The sequence below is a fragment of the Phenylobacterium sp. genome (assembly GCF_030645195.1).
GTDB lineage: Bacteria > Pseudomonadota > Alphaproteobacteria > Caulobacterales > Caulobacteraceae > Phenylobacterium.
This window is the reverse complement of record NZ_JAUSLW010000093.1, coordinates 1-15,550: the sequence shown is the minus strand read 5'-3', so window position 1 is coordinate 15,550 and position 15,550 is coordinate 1. Positions and strand designations below refer to the sequence as shown.

Below are 15,550 nucleotides of genomic sequence, written 5' to 3'. Positions count from 1 at the left end.
CGGTCAGACGATCTGGGTGACCGCCCCGTCCAACCCCATCAACCCGAGCTCCACCTCCATGTGCGGATGCTTGGTCGTGACCTGCGAGCGCAGGGCGTAGAGCTGCTTCACGTGGCTCTTCAGCTCGGTCTCGACGTCCTTCACGGCCGCCTCTCCCAGCACCAGCTTGTAGGCGCCGCAGTCGCGGTGATCGATGACGATCAGCCGATGGACCTCGTGCAGCTGCACCGCCAGGTCCAGGTGGGTCCAGAACACCTCGTTCCAGACGGCGTACTTGTCGTTCAGCGCCCCCAGGGAGGCGCCGGCCAGGATCATGTGGTCGTACTTGTCCCTCATGCCCCGCTTGGTCATGTAGGTTTCGACCTCGTTGACCAGGCGATAGTCCATGCAGGTCAGCAACAGGGCCTCGGCATGACCCGACGCCCGCGCCACGCCTGGCGCCAGGCCGCTCATCAGGGCCACGCCGCCGCCCAGGGCGATGGCGCCCATCAGGCTCCGGCGCGACAACTGCGGCCAGGTGGAGTGTTGTGGGCAGCAGGTCATGGGCGCTCCGATCGAATGAACGGCCAAGCCTGCGGCGCGCCGCTTACCAAACACCTACCGACCGGTCTCAGGCGACCAGGGGATGCGCCTCCAGGGCCGCGATCCAGTGTCGCAGGCGTCCCTTCAGCCAGGTTTCCTGGCCGATCGGGCTGAGATCCTCCTCCAGGGTCTCCACCACCGAATAGGTGAAGGCCGCCGCCCCGTGCGCCTTCCAGGCCGCCTGCATGGCGGCGTTGCGGTGCGAGCCCATGCGCAGGCCGAACAGGACCGAATTGGCCGCCCCGTCCAGGTTGCGGCTCATCCCCACCCAGGTCTCCCCGGTCGGCGCGCAGCTCAGGCTGAAGATCCCCATCGCGACCTTCCGCTCCTTGTAGGCCTGGGCGATGTCTCGGCGGCGTTGCTTGTCCACGGTCTGATCCTCGACTGGAGGCGGGCCTTGTACCGTGGCGACCCGCCCCCGTCAATTATACCCGGATATTATTAGCCATTGGCCGCGCGCCATTCATCAGCCAGCAGGGCGTAGACATAGCTGTCGCGCCAGCCGTCGTGGGCCCTGGTGTCCTGCAGCAGATGGCCCTCGCGGCGCATGCCCACCTTCTCCATGATCGCGTAGGAGCCGTGGTTGCGGGCGTCGCAGGTGGCCCAGATGCGGTGGTGGCCCAGCTCCGTGAAGGCGATCCTGGCCAAGGCCCGAGCCGCCTCGGTCCCATAGCCCCGCCCCCAATGGTCGCGGTTGTAGCAGTAGCCGAAGGCGCTGTTGTCGGCGTTGGCGTCGTGCAGCGAAATCACCCCGATCATGTCGCCGGTCATCTTCAGCTCGACGGCCAGGTCCAGCTGCTCGCGCGGCCAAGTCTGCTGCCGCGCCAGGTTGCGGTCCAGCACCTCGCGGGTGACCTCCGGCGTGTTGGGGCCCCAGGTCATGTAGCGCACGACCTCCGGGTCGGTGGCGTAGACGTTGATGTCGTCGAAGTCCGCCTCGCGGAAGTCGCGCAGCAACAACCGCTCGGTCTCGATGGGAAGCCAGGGTGGGGTGGTGGTCATGGGAACGCTCCGATGTGGGAAAATCGGACGGGTTCTCTGGTCTTTCAGACCCCGGCCGATGTTGGCGGGGTCTGGTTCGAAGTCGCTCTAGCTCAAGGCATGCGCGTTCGAACGACCCCGATGGGACCGTTGGAATTGCTGCAAGCCAGGGCGGGAGCGCGAACCATGGGTCGTTTCTAGCTTGGCTTTCGCCCAAAGAGCAAGCTTCGGCCCTTTGCGACCCCCGGCCGAACGGCTTACATGCCTGCCATGCGTCAGACCTTCGAAGAAACCACCGACCGCTCCTTCGGCCCCCGCCACGTCCCCCTGATCCGCAAGGCCATGGCCGACCAGGGCCTGGACGGCTTCCTCGTCCCCCACGAGGACGAGCACCAGAACGAGTACCTTCCCGCCGCCAACGACCGCCTGGCTTGGGCCACCGGCTTCACCGGCTCGGCCGGCGCCGCGGTGATCCTGAAGGACAAGGCCGCGGTCTTCATCGACGGCCGCTACACCCTGCAGGTCCGCGACCAGGTGGACGAGGCCACCTTCGAGATCCGCGACCTCGTCGACGGCGGCGTGCCCGCCTATCTGGAGACCGCCACAGGCCGCGGCCAGGTGGTCGGCTACGACCCCCGCCTGCACAGCCCCGATGCCCTGGATCGCCTCAAGGCCGCCGCCGCCAAGGCCGGCGCCGAGCTCAAGGCCGTCGCCGCCAATCCCCTCGACCAGGCCTGGGGCGCCCAGCGGCCCGCCCAGCCGACCGCGCCGGTCGCGCCCCAGCCCCTGGAGCACTCCGGCGAGGACTCCGCCGACAAACGCCTGCGCATCGGCAAGGCGCTGGCCGCCAAGAACGCCGACGCCACCGTGCTCACCGCGCCCTCCTCCATCGCCTGGCTGTTCAACATCCGGGGCGGCGACGTGATCCGCTCCCCCCTGCCCCTCTCCCAGGCCATCCTCAACAAGGACGGAACGGCGCGCCTGTTCCTCGATCCCGTCAAGGTGACCCCCGAACTCCCCGCCTGGCTGGGCAACCAGGTGACCCTGGAGACCCCCGACGATCTGCCCGCCGCCCTGGCCGACCTGAAGGGTCGCCGCGTCCTGGTGGATCCCGGCCTCTCCTCGGCCTGGTACTTCGAGGCCCTGGCCCAGGCCGGCGCGAAAGTGGTGCGCGGAGACGATCCCTGCGCCCTGCCCCGGGCCACCAAGAACAAGACCGAGATCGCAGGAACGACGGAAGCCCACGCCCGCGACGGCGTGGCCCTGGCCCGCTTCCTCCACTGGCTGGCCACCGAGGCCCAGACCAGCCTGCCCGACGAGGTGGAGGTGGTGACCAAGCTCGAGGGCTTCCGCGAGGCGACCGGCGCCCTGAAGGACCTCTCCTTCGACACCATCGCCGGGGCCGGCTCCAATGGCGCCATCGTCCACTACCGGCCCATCACCCGGCTGAACAAGAAGACGGCGGCCGGTTCCCTGCTGCTGGTGGACTCCGGCGCCCAGTACCTGGACGGCACCACCGACGTCACCCGCACCGTGGCCATCGGCGAGCCCAGCCAGGAGATGCGCGAACGCTTCACCCTGGTGCTCAAGGGCCACCTGGCCCTGGCCGCCGTCCGCTTCCCGGCCGGGACCACCGGCTCGGCCCTCGACGTCCTCGCCCGCATGCACCTCTGGGCCCGGGGCCTGGACTACGACCACGGCACCGGCCACGGGGTGGGGTCCTATCTCGGCGTCCACGAAGGCCCGCAGCGGATCGCCAAGCTGCCCAACTTCGTGGCCCTGCTGCCGGGCATGATCGTCTCCAACGAGCCGGGCTACTACAAGGAAGGCGCCTACGGCATCCGCATCGAGAACCTGCAGTACGTCACCGAACCCGCCCCCATTCCCGGCGGCGAGCGGCCGATGCTGGGCTTCGAGACCCTGACGCTCGCCCCCATCGACCGCCGCCTGATCGAGGTCGCCCTGCTCACCCCCGACGAGCGCGCCCAGATGGACGCCTATCACGCCCGCGTCCTGGCCGTGGTCGGGCCCCGCCTTCCCGCCGATGTCCGCGCCTGGCTGGAAACCGCCTGCGCGCCGCTCTGAGGTCAGACCATGAGCAACCCTATGACCGCCAATCCCGACCAAGTGGCCTACTGGAACGCCGGCGCCGGCGACACCTGGGCCAGCCTGCAGGACCGCCTCGACCACCAGCTTGAGCCCCTGGGCCTGCGCGCCATGGCCGCCCTCGCGCCCACGCCGGGCGAGCGCATCCTGGATGTAGGCTGCGGCGCCGGCCAGACCAGCCTGGCCCTGACCGCCGCCGTCGCCCCCGGCGGCTCGGTCCTGGCGGTCGATATCTCCCATCCCCTGCTGGAGGTGGCCCGTCGCCGGGCCGAGGGCCTGGCCAACCTGACCTTCCAGGAGGCCGACGCCCAGACCGCGCCCTTCGAGGCCGCGAGCCTCGACGCCGCCTTCTCGCGCTTCGGAGTGATGTTCTTCGCCGATCCGCCCGCCGCCTTCGCCAATATCCGCCGCGCACTGAAGCCCGGCGGCCGCCTGGCCTTCGTCTGCTGGCGCCGCCCGGACGAGAACCCCTTCATGACTCTGCCCATGGCCGCCGCCATCACCCACCTGCCAGCCCCGCAGGCCCCGCCCCCGGCGCCGGATCCCCACGCGCCCGGCCCCTTCGCCTTCGCCGACCCCGAGCGGGTTCGCGGCATCCTGGCGGCGGCGGGCTTCGGCCGGGTCGAAATCACCCCCCACGACCAGAAGATCGGCAGCGGCGACCTCGACCAGGCCCTCACAGTGGCCCTCAAGATCGGCCCCCTGGGAGCCATGCTGCGGGAACATCCCGACCGCCGCGACGCGGTGGTCGACGCCGTCCGCGAGGCTTTGCGCCCGCACGCCGGGCCCGAGGGGGTGAAGCTGCCCTCGGCGACCTGGATCGCCACGGCGCGCGCCTAGCCGGCCACCAGGGCCAGCCACTCGTCCTCGGTGATCACCTCGATGCCGAGGTCCGTGGCGGTCTTCAGCTTGGAGCCGGCGCCGGGTCCGGCCACCACCAGGTCGGTCTTCTTCGACACCGAGCCAGAGACCTTGGCGCCCAGGGCCTCGGCCTGGGCCTTAGCCTCGTCGCGGGTCATCTTCTCCAGGGCGCCGGTGAAGACGATGGTCTTGCCGGCCACGGCGGTGTCGGTCTTCGGCTTGGCGACCGCCTGGACCTCGTGCAGTTCGGCCGCCAGCTTGCCCACCATGTCGCGGTTGTGCGGCTCGCCGAAGAACTCGGCGATCATGCGCGCGGCCACCACGCCGACGCTGTCCACCGAGGCCAGTTCCAGGAAGTCCTCCCCCGGCGCCTGGGCCGCGGCGCGCGTGGCGGCGGTCTCGAAGCTCGCCCAGTCGCCGAACAGTTCGGCCAGGGCCTGGCGGGCGGTGCGGTTCAGCTTGGGGATCGACAACCGCAGCCGCTCATCCAGGGACGCCTGGGCCGGGACCAGCACGTCGGGCCGGGCGCGCGCCCAGGCGATGATCGCCTCCAGGGCCGTGGGGCCGATGCCGTCCAGGGTCGAGAGCGCCACATAGTCGGGGCCCGGTCGTTGGATGGCGGCCGCCTCGCCGGCGGCGGTGAAGGCCTCCACGGTCTCGTAGTGCCGAGCCAGCGCCAGGGACGTCGTCTCGCCGATGTGGCGGATTCCCAGGCCGAAGATGAACCGGTCCAGGGGGATGTGCCGGCGGGCGTCGATGCCCGCCACCAGGTTGCCGACGCTGGTCTCGCCGTAGCCCTCGGTCCCCCGCAGCTCCGTCAGTCGATCCTCGTCCCGCGCCAGCCGGAAGATGTCGGCCGGCTCGCGCATCCAGCCGCGCTCATAGAAGGCGGTGAGCTGCTTCTCCCCCAGGCCCTCGATGTCGAAGGCCCGGCGGGACACGAAATGCCTCAGATGCTCGATCCGCTGGAAGGGACAGGCGAACTCCCCGGTGCAGCGGCGCACCACCGTCTCGGCCCCCGAGGCCGTGGTCTCTCGGGCGAGCGGCGTGTGCAGCGGGCACGGGCAATGGGTGGGGAACTCGAAGGCCGTCGGCCCCCGTGGCTGGTCGGCGACCACCTCCACCACCTGCGGGATGACGTCGCCCGCCCGTTGAATGACAACGGTGTCGCCGACCCGCAGGTCCTTGCGCGCGATCTCGTCGGCATTGTGCAGGGTGGCGTTCTCCACCACCACACCGCCCACCGTGACGGGCCGCAGCCGCGCCACCGGCGTCACCGCCCCGGTCCGCCCCACCTGCAGGTCGATGGCCTCCAGCACTGTCCGCGCCCGCTCGGCCGGGAACTTCCGCGCGATCGCCCAGCGCGGCGTGCGGGTGATGAAACCCAGCCTCTGCTGCCAGTCCAGCCGGTCGACCTTGTAGACGACGCCGTCGATGTCGAAGACGAGCTTCGGCCGCGCCGTCTCCATGTCGCGATAGGCGGCCAGCAGGCCCTCCGCGCCCATCACCCGCTGCGACTGCGGCGTTGTCTGGAAGCCCCAGGCCTTCAGCTGGGCCAGGGCCTCCCACTGGGTCTCGGCGAAGGGTCCGCTGATCAGGCCCCAGGCATAGGCGAAGAACCGCAGGGGCCGCGTGGCCGTGATCTTCGGATCGATCTGGCGCAGGGAGCCGGCCGCGGCGTTGCGCGGATTGGCGTAGGTCTTCTGGCCCGCGGCCTCGGCCGCCGCATTGAGGGCCGCGAACTCGGCATGGCCCAGATAGACCTCGCCGCGCACCTCGATCACCTCGGGCCAGCCCGAACCCGCCAGCCGCTTGGGGATCTCCGACAGGGTCCGCAGGTTCTCGGTGACATCCTCCCCCACCCGCCCGTCGCCGCGGGTCGCCCCTTGAACGAGAACCCCCTTCTCGTAGCGCAGGGAGGCCGACAGCCCGTCGATCTTGGGTTCGGCGGTATAGGCGATGGCCTCGCTGCCCGCGCGCAGGAACCGCCGCACCCGGGCGTCGAACTCCACGGCCTCCTCGTCGGAGAAGGCGTTGTCGAGGCTGAGCATCGGCACGCCGTGCTCGACGGGCGAGAACTGCTCGGCCCGCGCGGCGCCGATCCGCAGCGACGGCGAGTTCTCCCGGATCAGCTCCGGAAACCGCGCCTCGATCTCCGCGTTGCGGCGCTTGAGCGTGTCATACTCCGCGTCCGAGATCCTCGGCGCATCTTCTTGATAATAGGCGATATCGTAGCGCGTGATCTCGTCGGCGAGCGCGGTCAGCTCCTCGACAGCCTCGCCCTCGTCGAGCTCGGCGACCGGTTTGGCGGTCTCAAGCATGCATCAGCGCCCGAGCGGCGGCGCGGGCCGCGTCGGTGATCTGGGCCCCGGCCAGCATGCGGGCGATCTCCTCCTCGCGGTCGGCGGGCGACAGGGTCTCCACCGCCGTGCGCAGGCGGTCTCCGTCGCCGGCCTTGGCGATCCGCCAGTGGGCGTCGGCGCGGGCGGCGACCTGGGGTGAGTGGGTCACCACCAGCACCTGGGCGTCGGCGGCCAGGCGGCGCAGGCGCAGGCCCACGGCGTCGGCCACGGCGCCGCCCACCCCCTGGTCCACCTCATCGAAGATCATCAGCGGCTGCACCCCCTCGGCGCGCCCGGCGAGCGCGGCCTTCAGCGCCAGGGCGAAGCGCGCCAGCTCTCCGCCCGAGGCGATGGCGCCCAGGTCGCCGAAGGGCGCGCCCGGATTGGTGGCGATCTCGAAGGCCACCCGGTCGGCGCCCGTCGGCCCAGCGCGATCCTCCGGCAGGGACTCGACGGCCACCCGGAACCGGGCCTTGTCCAGTTTCAGCGGCGGCAGCTCGGTCATGACCGCGGCGGCCAGGCGATCGCCGGCGGCGCGGCGGGCGGCCGACAGCTTCTCGGCGTCGGCCAGATAGGCGGCGCGGGCCTGGGCGACGGCGGCGTCGGCGGCCTTCAGGTCGTCCTCGCTGGACTCCATGGCCCGCAGCCGTTCGGCGAAGCGCACTCGCAGGGTCGGCAGCTCCTCCACCGAGACCTGGAGTTTCCGGGCCATGCCGCGCAGCTCGAACAACCGCTCCTCGGCCTTTTCCAGACGGTCGGGGCGGAAGTCGAAGGCCTCGGCGGCGGCGTCCACGGCGGCCTCGGCCTCCTGGGCCTCGCCGAACACGCGATCGATGGCGGCGCTGGCCGTGGTCAGGCGCATCACGGCCGCCCCGTCCTCGGCGGCGCCGGCCTGTATCGCCCGGGCGCGGGCATGCTCCACGGCGCGCACGGCGGCGGCCAGCTTGCCGGTCAGGCCCTCGAAGGCGGTCCGCGCGTCATTGATGTCGGTGATGGCCTTCTCGGCCGCCCCCAGGATCGCGCGCTCTTCGGCGAGCGCCGTCTCCTCCCCCTCGTGGGGATCGAGCCGGTCCAGTTCGGAGAGCCGCAGGGTCAGTTCCTCGGCGTCGGCGGCGGCGCGGTCGACGGCTTGCCGCAGCTCGTCGGCCTTGGCCCGCGCCTCACGCCAGGCGGTCCAGCGCGCGCCTACGGCCTTGGCCAGGGGCGCCAGGGCGCCATAGGCGTCCAGCAGCGGCCGGTGGGTGCGGGCGTCCAGCAGGCCGACGGTCTCATGCTGGCCATGCACCTCCAGCAGGTGCTGGCCGAGCTCCTTGAGCACGCCGACACTGGTGGCCTGGTCGTTGACGAAGGCGCGGCTGCGGCCGTCGGCGGCCAGCGTCCGGCGCAGGACCAGGTCCTCGTCACGGGCATAGGCCAGGCCCTTCTCCTCCAGCACATCCCAGACGGGATGGTCCGGCGGCGGGGCGAAGACGGCCGAGGCCATGGCCTGGCTCGCGCCCTGCCGCACGAGGCCCGCGTCGGCGCGCGCGCCGGTGGCCAGTCCCAGGGCGTCGAGGATGATCGACTTGCCCGCCCCGGTTTCGCCGGTAAGCGCAGTCAGGCCCGGCCCGATGGACAGGTCCAGGGCCTCGATGAGCACGACGTCGCGGATCCAAAGTCCGATCAGCATGTCGGGGAAGATCGCCCGGAATCAGACGCGCTGGAAGCGGTCAGTTCGCCTTAGGTTCTTCAATCGGAGTCGACGGCGGCTTGATGGTCGCGGCCTTGTCCTTGCGGAACGGCAGATGCGACAGCACCCCCCGCTTTTTCGCCGTGGGCTCCACCGCGGGGCGCAGGCCCTTGTCGGTGAGGAGCTCGTAGGCGTCGGCGTACCAGGGATCTCCCGGATAGTTGAACCCAAGCACCGCGCCGTTGCGCTTGGCCTCTTCCGCGAGGCCGAGGGTCAGATAGGCCTCCACCAGGCGGTAGAGGGCTTCCGGCGCATGGGTGGTGGTCTGATAACGGTCGATCACCGCGCGGAAGCGGCCCAGGGCGGCGATGGTGTCGCCCTGGCGCAGGTACCAGCGGCCGATGGTCATTTCCTTGCCGGCCAGCTGGTCGTTGACCATGTCGATCTTCAGGCGGGCGTCGGCGGCGTATTCGGTGCGGGGATAGCGCTGTACGACCTCGCGCAGGTTCGCCAGGGCCTGGCCGGTGGCGGCCTGGTCGCGGCCCACGTCGACGATCTGCTCGAAATAGCAGATGGCCTTCAGATAGTGGGCGTAGGTGGCCGCCGGATTGCCCGGATAGAGCGAGATGAATCGGTCGGCGTCGCCGATGGCCTCGGCGTAGTTGTTGGCCTGGTAGTGGGCGTAGGCGGTCATCAGGATCGCCCGGCGCGACCACTCCGAATAGGGGTGCTGGCGTTCCACCTCCTGGAAATAGTCGACGGCCTGATTCCACAGGCCGCGGTCCATCCGGTCGGCGCCGGTGGCGTAGAGCAGCTCCACGGGGCGCTCTTCATAGGCCAGCTTGGGCCGCTTGGCTTTGCCGGCGCACCCGGCGAGGGCAAGGGCGACCATGCAGGCGACAAGCGCCGGGCGACCCCAGGAATTGCGAAGCAAGGACACCGTCACCTCAAACAGACCAAATGCGCGCCCCCGCGCCGCGTGACCTTGCTTCTACACCACGCTTGGCGGGGCGCAAACGGAAGGCGGGTCGCCAAGCCATTCATGAAGAGGACGCCGGCCCACGAGATTCAACCCGCAAGGAAGCTTGGCCCGCCCTCGGCGCCCCAAGCGCGCCGTAAACCTTCAGTTTAAGGCTACACCCTATTGTGGCGCCCGAATGTGATGCTGCACCATGACCAATGAATCGTTCAGCTTTCCGATGCCCTCCTACGGCGTGCGGAACCTGGGAAACCTGGAGGCCACCGCCTCGACGGCGCGGGTGCTGAATCTCGTGTCCGTCGCGCGAGATTGGTCTGACACGCCGGAGTACTCGGACCAGCCTTTCTTCCGATCCCGGATCCTCAACACAGCCCTGTTCGTGAAGCACAGATTGCGGCGTGACGAGGCCTATGTCCTGACCTGCGAAAACAAGATCACCACCAAGGTCATCCTGCCCCTGCACCGAGAACAACTGGAGTTGGGGGGACAGTCCATCATGCTGGACCATCCCGGGTGGCGCGAAACCCTGGCCGAGGTCTGTGGCGACGGGGCGGACCTGAGGCACGACGTCAAGACGCTCCGCATCATGAACAAGCTGCCGTCCTTCGATCCTTTCCTGCTGCGGGAGCATCTGAGCCGGCACAAGGTGGAGGTGGCCGCCTGCTACTTCGCGATCTCGACCGCGGACGTCGAGCGCATGCGCGCCTTCGTGGGCGCGGAAGTCGCCGAACTGATCACCCTGGCCTTTGGCGACGTCGGCGCCACCGATCTGGAGCAGACCGCCAGGCTGGTGAGCGCCTTGCTTTCGACCCGGATCGATTCGAAGCTCGAACCCCTGCGCCTCACCTTCGGCATGAGCCCTTCGGCCTTCAGCGAGGGCGTCTTCAGCTGGAAGGGCTTCCTCTATTACAAGTGGTCGATGGCCGACCTGCGGCCCCGCATCCGCGACACCCTGGTCGAACTGGACAAGTTGAAGCTGCACAGGCCCTGCACGCCGGACGCCATGATCTATGTGAACGAGGCCCGCGCACGGATCCGCCGCACCATCGGGCGCGCCTATTCGGGGGTCAACCGGGCCATGGAGGTCTATGACGACGCCTTCCGAGACCTGACGGTCAACGGCAATCCCAAGGCCTTCCGCGAGTTTCTGATCAGCGCCCCGGACATGTTCATCGCCCTGGGGGAAACCATGGGGGCCCTGTCGCACATCGCCAGCTTCTGGCGGTTCCGGTTCCGGGAGGGCGCGAAGATCGAGGCGTCCGGCGACGAGGCCTACGAGATCCTGCGCGACTTCGAAGTCGGACTGGGCGAACGCGTCACGCCGCCGGAGGGCAGGTTCGCGGCCTAACCCATCCCCGACCCAGCCCGGTCAGGCTCAGACGGCCTGGGCGAGATTGTCCACCAGGCTGCGGTAGCGCCAGGCGTTGGGGCGGGCCACGAGGGCGCGGACCACGGCGTTGTTGATTCCGTGGCCGGCCAGAACGCCCTCGAAACGGCCCAGCACCGGGGCGCCGAGCACGAAGAGGTCGCCGATGGCGTCCAGCGCCTTGTGGCGCACGAACTCGTCCGGACGGCGCAGGCCTTCCGGGTTGAGGATGCGGTCGCCCTCGATGACGACGGCGTTCTCCATCGAGCCGCCCCGGGCCAGGCCCATGGCGCGCAGGGCCTCGACCTCATGCAGGAAGCCGAAGGTGCGGCAGTTGGCCAGTTCGTTGCGGAAGGCGTGCTCGTCCATCGGCAGGTCCACCCGCTGACGGCCGATAGCCTTGGAGTCGAAGGCGATCTCGAAGGCCACTTCGAACCGGTCCGCGGGGCTGAGCGTAGCGCGCTTGTCGCCGTCCACGACCTCGACGGTCTCCAGGATCTCGATATAGCGGCGCGGGGCGTCCTGGCCCCGGCGGCCGGCGCGGTCGAGGATCTCGATGAAGGGCTGGGAGGAGCCGTCCATGATCGGCATCTCGGGGCCGTCGAGCTCCACCACCGCGTTGTCGATGTTCAGCATCACCAAGGCGGCCATCAGGTGCTCAATGGTGGCGACGGTCACATCGGCGGGGTTGGTGATCACGGTGCCGAGCTGGGTCTTGCAGACCGCCTCTGCGGTCACCGGCACGCGGTTGTCGCGGTCGGTCACGTCGGTGCGGACAAAGACGATGCCAGTGTTGGCGGCCGCGGGGCGCACGGCCACGCGGGTGTGGGCGCCAGTGTGCACGCCGACGCCGGCGAAGATCGCCGGGCCCTGCAGGGTGTGTTGAAACGCAGATGCGGGCAAGGCTGGAACCCTTCGTGCTTCGCAGGCGGCCATGACGGCCGCGATACGCCAGAGATGCCCGATTAAGGGCTATGCTGCGGCGCCGCAAGACACGTCCTGTTTCCGAATGTTTCGAATCGGGACCTCAGGAAATCTCAGTTGAATCAAGATCTAAGCCCCCTCGCCTCACAGGCGAATCCGCAGCCTGAAACGCAACATGGCCGGGCGTGAGCCCGGCCATGCGCCAGTTCTGAAGCTTGAGCGTGCGCCTAGTTGGCCAGGCGGCGCAGGAAGGACGGGATTTCCAGGTCTTCCTGGCTCTCGGCCTGCTCCTGCGGGGCCGGGGCCTCAGCGGGCTGGGCGCCGCCGCGGGCCGCGGGCCGGGCCGCCGGCGCTGGGGCGTCGTAGCGGGGGCGGCTGCCGAACAGGCTCAGGAAGCCGCCGCTGCGTTGCGGACGGCGGTCCTCGAAGGCGGTGTCGGCGAACAGGGGCTCGTCGTCCTCGTCGGCCACGGACGGATCGACGATCCGGGTCATGGGCGGCGGGGCGGCGGGCTGAGGCGCCGAGGCCTGGATGATCTGGGGCTCGACGCGGGGGGCAGGAGCCGGAGTCGCCGCGGCCGGGGTCGGGGCGGCGTAGAGGTCGCCCTGGGCCTCGGTGTCCTCGTCCAGATAGGCGGCGGGCGCCGCGGTCGGGGTGGGCGCCGGAGCCGCCGAGGCCGGGGCGCGATAGGCCGGAGCCTCCTGTCGGGGCGCCTCGTAGCGGGGCGCGGGCGCCTGGGCGGCCGGGGTGGCGTAGATCGAGCGCACCGGTTCGACCGGCGCCGGCTGCGGCGCGTAGGACTGCTCGGTCGCGCGCAGCGGCGGCGCGGTCAGCGGGCGACGTTCCATCTTCGGCTCGATGGCCGCGATGGAGGCGCCGTCCATGCCGGTGGCCACGACGGACACGCGGATCATGCCGTTCAGGCTGGGATCGAAGGCCGCGCCGAAGATGATGTTGCCCTCGGGATCGACCTGTTCGGAGATGGCGTTCGCCGCCTCGTCGACTTCCAGCAGGGTCATGTCCAGGCCGCCGGTGACGTTCACCAGCACGGCCTTGGCGCCCTTGAGCGAGACCTCGTCCAGCAGCGGGTTCTGGATGGCGTTCTGGGCGGCCATCAGGGCGCGGTCCTCGCCGGACGCCTCCCCGGTGCCCATCATCGCCTTGCCCATCTCGGTCATGACCGTGCGGACGTCGGCGAAGTCGAGGTTGATCAGGCCCGGCAGCACCATCAGGTCGGTGATGGAACGCACGCCGGAGTGCAGGACCTGGTCGGCCATGCCGAAGGCCTCGGCGAAGGTCGTCCGCTCATTGGCGACCCGGAACAGGTTCTGGTTGGGAATGACGATCAGGGTGTCGACGTAGCGCTGCAGCTCGCCGATGCCGGCGTCGGCCAGGCGCATCCGGTGACGGCCCTCGAAGTGGAAGGGCTTGGTGACCACGCCCACCGTCAGGATGCCGCGCTCACGGGCGCACTTGGCGATGATCGGGGCGGCGCCGGTGCCGGTGCCCCCGCCCATGCCGGCGGTGATGAAGACCATGTGGGCGCCGTCCAGGTGCTCACCGATCTCGGGAATGGATTCCTCGGCGGCGCTCATGCCCACCTCCGGGTGCGCCCCGGCCCCGAGGCCCTGGGTCACCTGCACGCCGAGCTGGATGCGCCGGTCGGTCTTGGAGAACGAGAGCTGCTGGGCGTCGGTGTTGGCGACGACGAACTCGACACCCTCGAGGCCCGCCTCGATCATGTTGTTGACGGCGTTGCCGCCTGCCCCGCCGATACCGAACACAACAATGCGCGGCTTCAACTCGGTCGCGCGCGGCGCGGAAAGTGCAATAGCCATTGGGACCTCTACGTCCTCCGTCAGTCATTCGTGGGAGACGAGGCGACCCGCCCGCCAGGCTCCCGCGACGGATGGCGTTAAGGAAACGCCTACCATCGTTAATTGGCGGTTAACTGCATAAGGCGAGTCGGAGGTCCGTCGAGGCGCCAACAATGCAAAATTTGTTGGCGCATAAGGCTTGGGCGTGAATCGAAGGCCCAAACTGCGACACCCTGACTCACATATTTCGTCAAGCCGCTGATCATATTCAAAGAACAGGATCGCCACTCAACTGAGTCGTTTGTGAGTCAGGAGGCGACCGCGAGTCGCCATGAGTTCAAAAACCCAAGTGAAGCGCACCGCAGCTTCAGCACGAACCTGTGGACGAAAGCCGCGTAGACCGATTCTAGAGGTTCTCGCGCAGCCAGGCGGCGGCCTTCGCCACCGGGTTGGCGCCCGGGTCCAGGGGCTCGCGCCGCAGCTTGGCGGAGGCGAGCGCCTTGGCCGAGACCGCCTCTCGGGGTCCGAAGGCGTGGCGGTGCAGGACGCCGGCCGCCGCGCAGAAGGCGGGCCCGGAGGCGGCGTCGGCCAGGTGCGGCACGCGGCGGGGCCGGCCCAGGCGCACCGGGCGGTCGAACACCCGCACGGCCACTTCGCGGACGCCGGCCAGTTGGCTGGCGCCGCCGGTCAGGACCAGGCCCGCGCCCGGCTCGACGGGCGCGCCCGAGGCCTTCAGGCGATCGCGCAACAGTTCCAGGGTCTCCTCCACCCGCGGGGCGATGATGCCCTTCAGCAGGGAGCGAGGGGCGATGACCGGGCCCGCGCCCGGATCGTCGCCACGCGGCGGGGCCTCGATCATCTCGCGGTCCTCGTTGGCCGAGGCGATGGCCGAGCCGTGCAGGGTCTTGATCCGCTCGGCGCCGGCGATGGAGGTGGACAGGCCCCGCGCGATATCTGCCGTCACGTGGCTGCCGCCCACCGGCAGGGTCTCGACGTGGACCAGGCTGCCGCCGGAGAACACGGCCGCGGAGGTCGAGCCGCCGCCCATGTCGATGCAGACCGCGCCCAGATCCATCTCATCCTCCTCCAGGGCGGCCAGGGCCGAGACGAAGGGGGCGGCGACCACGCCGTCGAATTGCAGGTGCGCCCGCTCCACGCAGGCGCCGAGGGTCTGGAAGACGGCCTCGGAGACCGAGACCACCAGCAGCTCCACGGCGAGCGCGCGGCCGAACATGGCGCGCGGATCGCGGATGCCGGACTGACCGTCCACGCTCCAGGCGACCGGCAGGATGTGGGCCGCGCGGCGGCCGGGCAGCTTGACCTGGGCCAGCGCGGCCTGGATGGCGCGCACCAGGTCGTTGTCGGAGATGGCGCGGGCCCCCAGCGACACGCGGCCGGAGATGCGATGGCTGGTGAGCTGGCCGCCCCCGGTGGCGACGGTGACGCCCTGGACCTGGACGCCGGCCACGTTCTCGGCCCGCTCGACGGCCTGGGCGATGGCGTCGGACGCCTCGTCCAGGTTGACGATCGCCCCGCCACGCACGCCGCGCGACTGGACATAGCCGACCCCGGCCGCGGTCAGGGTGCGGTCGGAACGGCGCACGCCGTCATGCTTCATGATGAAGCAGCTCACCTTGGACGCGCCAAGGTCCACCGCGGCGATCACCGGCTGGCGGCCAAGCGCGGCCTTCAGCCCCTCGCGGCTCTCCTTGCGGTCCTCAACACGGGTCGCCAACTGGTCTGCCCTCTTCTTCCTCAAACGCCGTTCGCGACGAGTTGCCCGGGAAGGGCCCCGTCGCGCGGCCGCACCGCCACCACGCTCGGATCACGCAGATCGATCCGCTCGAAACCCAGTTCCAGGATGCGCTGGCTCTGATCCAGCTGCTCCAGTTTTATCAGGGCGCCGTCTTCGTCCACCGCCGG

The 15,550-nt window shown here is 70.0% G+C and carries 12 protein-coding genes and 1 pseudogene; 3 read left to right on the top strand and 10 right to left on the bottom strand.

Translation table 11 applies throughout. The features are described from left to right. Positions 1-3: 3 nt before the first annotated feature. The 3 genes from Q7T09_RS08470 to Q7T09_RS08460 form a co-directional block, all read right to left on the bottom strand. Complete coding sequence (locus Q7T09_RS08470) at positions 4-543, bottom strand: carbonic anhydrase (protein ID WP_304699163.1); 540 nt, start codon at positions 541-543, stop codon at positions 4-6. A gap of 67 nt (positions 544-610) precedes the next feature. Further along, the gene (locus Q7T09_RS08465; protein WP_304699162.1) at positions 611-952 is read right to left on the bottom strand and encodes a GIY-YIG nuclease family protein; all 342 of its coding nucleotides are present in this window, start codon (positions 950-952) and stop codon (positions 611-613) included. Positions 953-1,023: 71 nt separating this feature from the next. Continuing rightward, positions 1,024-1,584, bottom strand: a complete 561-nt coding sequence (locus tag Q7T09_RS08460; protein WP_304699161.1) for a GNAT family N-acetyltransferase — start codon at positions 1,582-1,584, stop codon at positions 1,024-1,026. A gap of 249 nt (positions 1,585-1,833) precedes the next feature. On the opposite strand from Q7T09_RS08460, the gene Q7T09_RS08455 reads away from it, so the two are divergent. Further along, positions 1,834-3,648: an aminopeptidase P family protein gene (locus Q7T09_RS08455; protein ID WP_304699160.1), complete on the top strand. Its 1,815-nt coding sequence runs from the start codon at positions 1,834-1,836 to the stop codon at positions 3,646-3,648. Positions 3,649-3,657: 9 nt separating this feature from the next. After that, positions 3,658-4,509: a class I SAM-dependent methyltransferase gene (locus Q7T09_RS08450; RefSeq protein WP_304699159.1), complete on the top strand. Its 852-nt coding sequence runs from the start codon at positions 3,658-3,660 to the stop codon at positions 4,507-4,509. Here the strand turns inward: Q7T09_RS08450 and ligA are convergent. The 3 genes from ligA to Q7T09_RS08435 are packed head-to-tail and all read right to left on the bottom strand — an operon-like array spanning position 4,506 to position 9,487. After that, entirely contained in the window at positions 4,506-6,851 is a 2,346-nt protein-coding gene (gene ligA / locus Q7T09_RS08445) for an NAD-dependent DNA ligase LigA (RefSeq protein ID WP_304699158.1), read from the bottom strand. The genes Q7T09_RS08450 and ligA overlap by 4 nt on opposite strands. Then, positions 6,844-8,541: a DNA repair protein RecN gene (gene recN, locus Q7T09_RS08440; protein WP_304699157.1), complete on the bottom strand. Its 1,698-nt coding sequence runs from the start codon at positions 8,539-8,541 to the stop codon at positions 6,844-6,846. Before recN ends, ligA begins: the two co-directional genes overlap by 8 nt. 40 nt (positions 8,542-8,581) lie before the next feature. Then, complete coding sequence (locus Q7T09_RS08435; protein ID WP_304699156.1) at positions 8,582-9,487, bottom strand: outer membrane protein assembly factor BamD; 906 nt, start codon at positions 9,485-9,487, stop codon at positions 8,582-8,584. A 226-nt stretch (positions 9,488-9,713) separates the two neighbouring features. Here Q7T09_RS08435 and Q7T09_RS08430 point away from each other — a divergent pair, with 226 nt between their 5' ends. Next, positions 9,714-10,868, top strand: a complete 1,155-nt coding sequence (locus Q7T09_RS08430; RefSeq protein WP_304699155.1) for a hypothetical protein — start codon at positions 9,714-9,716, stop codon at positions 10,866-10,868. A 27-nt stretch (positions 10,869-10,895) separates the two neighbouring features. Here Q7T09_RS08430 and lpxC read toward each other — a convergent pair whose 3' ends face one another. The 4 genes and pseudogenes from lpxC to Q7T09_RS08410 form a co-directional block, all read right to left on the bottom strand. Continuing rightward, the gene (lpxC, locus tag Q7T09_RS08425) at positions 10,896-11,789 is read right to left on the bottom strand and encodes a UDP-3-O-acyl-N-acetylglucosamine deacetylase (RefSeq protein ID WP_304699154.1); all 894 of its coding nucleotides are present in this window, start codon (positions 11,787-11,789) and stop codon (positions 10,896-10,898) included. 248 nt (positions 11,790-12,037) lie between these two features. Next, complete coding sequence (gene ftsZ / locus Q7T09_RS08420) at positions 12,038-13,648, bottom strand: cell division protein FtsZ (protein WP_304699153.1); 1,611 nt, start codon at positions 13,646-13,648, stop codon at positions 12,038-12,040. A 385-nt stretch (positions 13,649-14,033) separates the two neighbouring features. Next, on the bottom strand, positions 14,034-15,245 hold the full coding sequence (gene ftsA / locus Q7T09_RS08415) for a cell division protein FtsA (RefSeq protein WP_370689221.1): 1,212 nt from the start codon (positions 15,243-15,245) through the stop codon (positions 14,034-14,036). A gap of 137 nt (positions 15,246-15,382) precedes the next feature. Beyond that, a pseudogene (locus Q7T09_RS08410) lies at positions 15,383-15,550 on the bottom strand (cell division protein FtsQ); the annotation flags it as partial.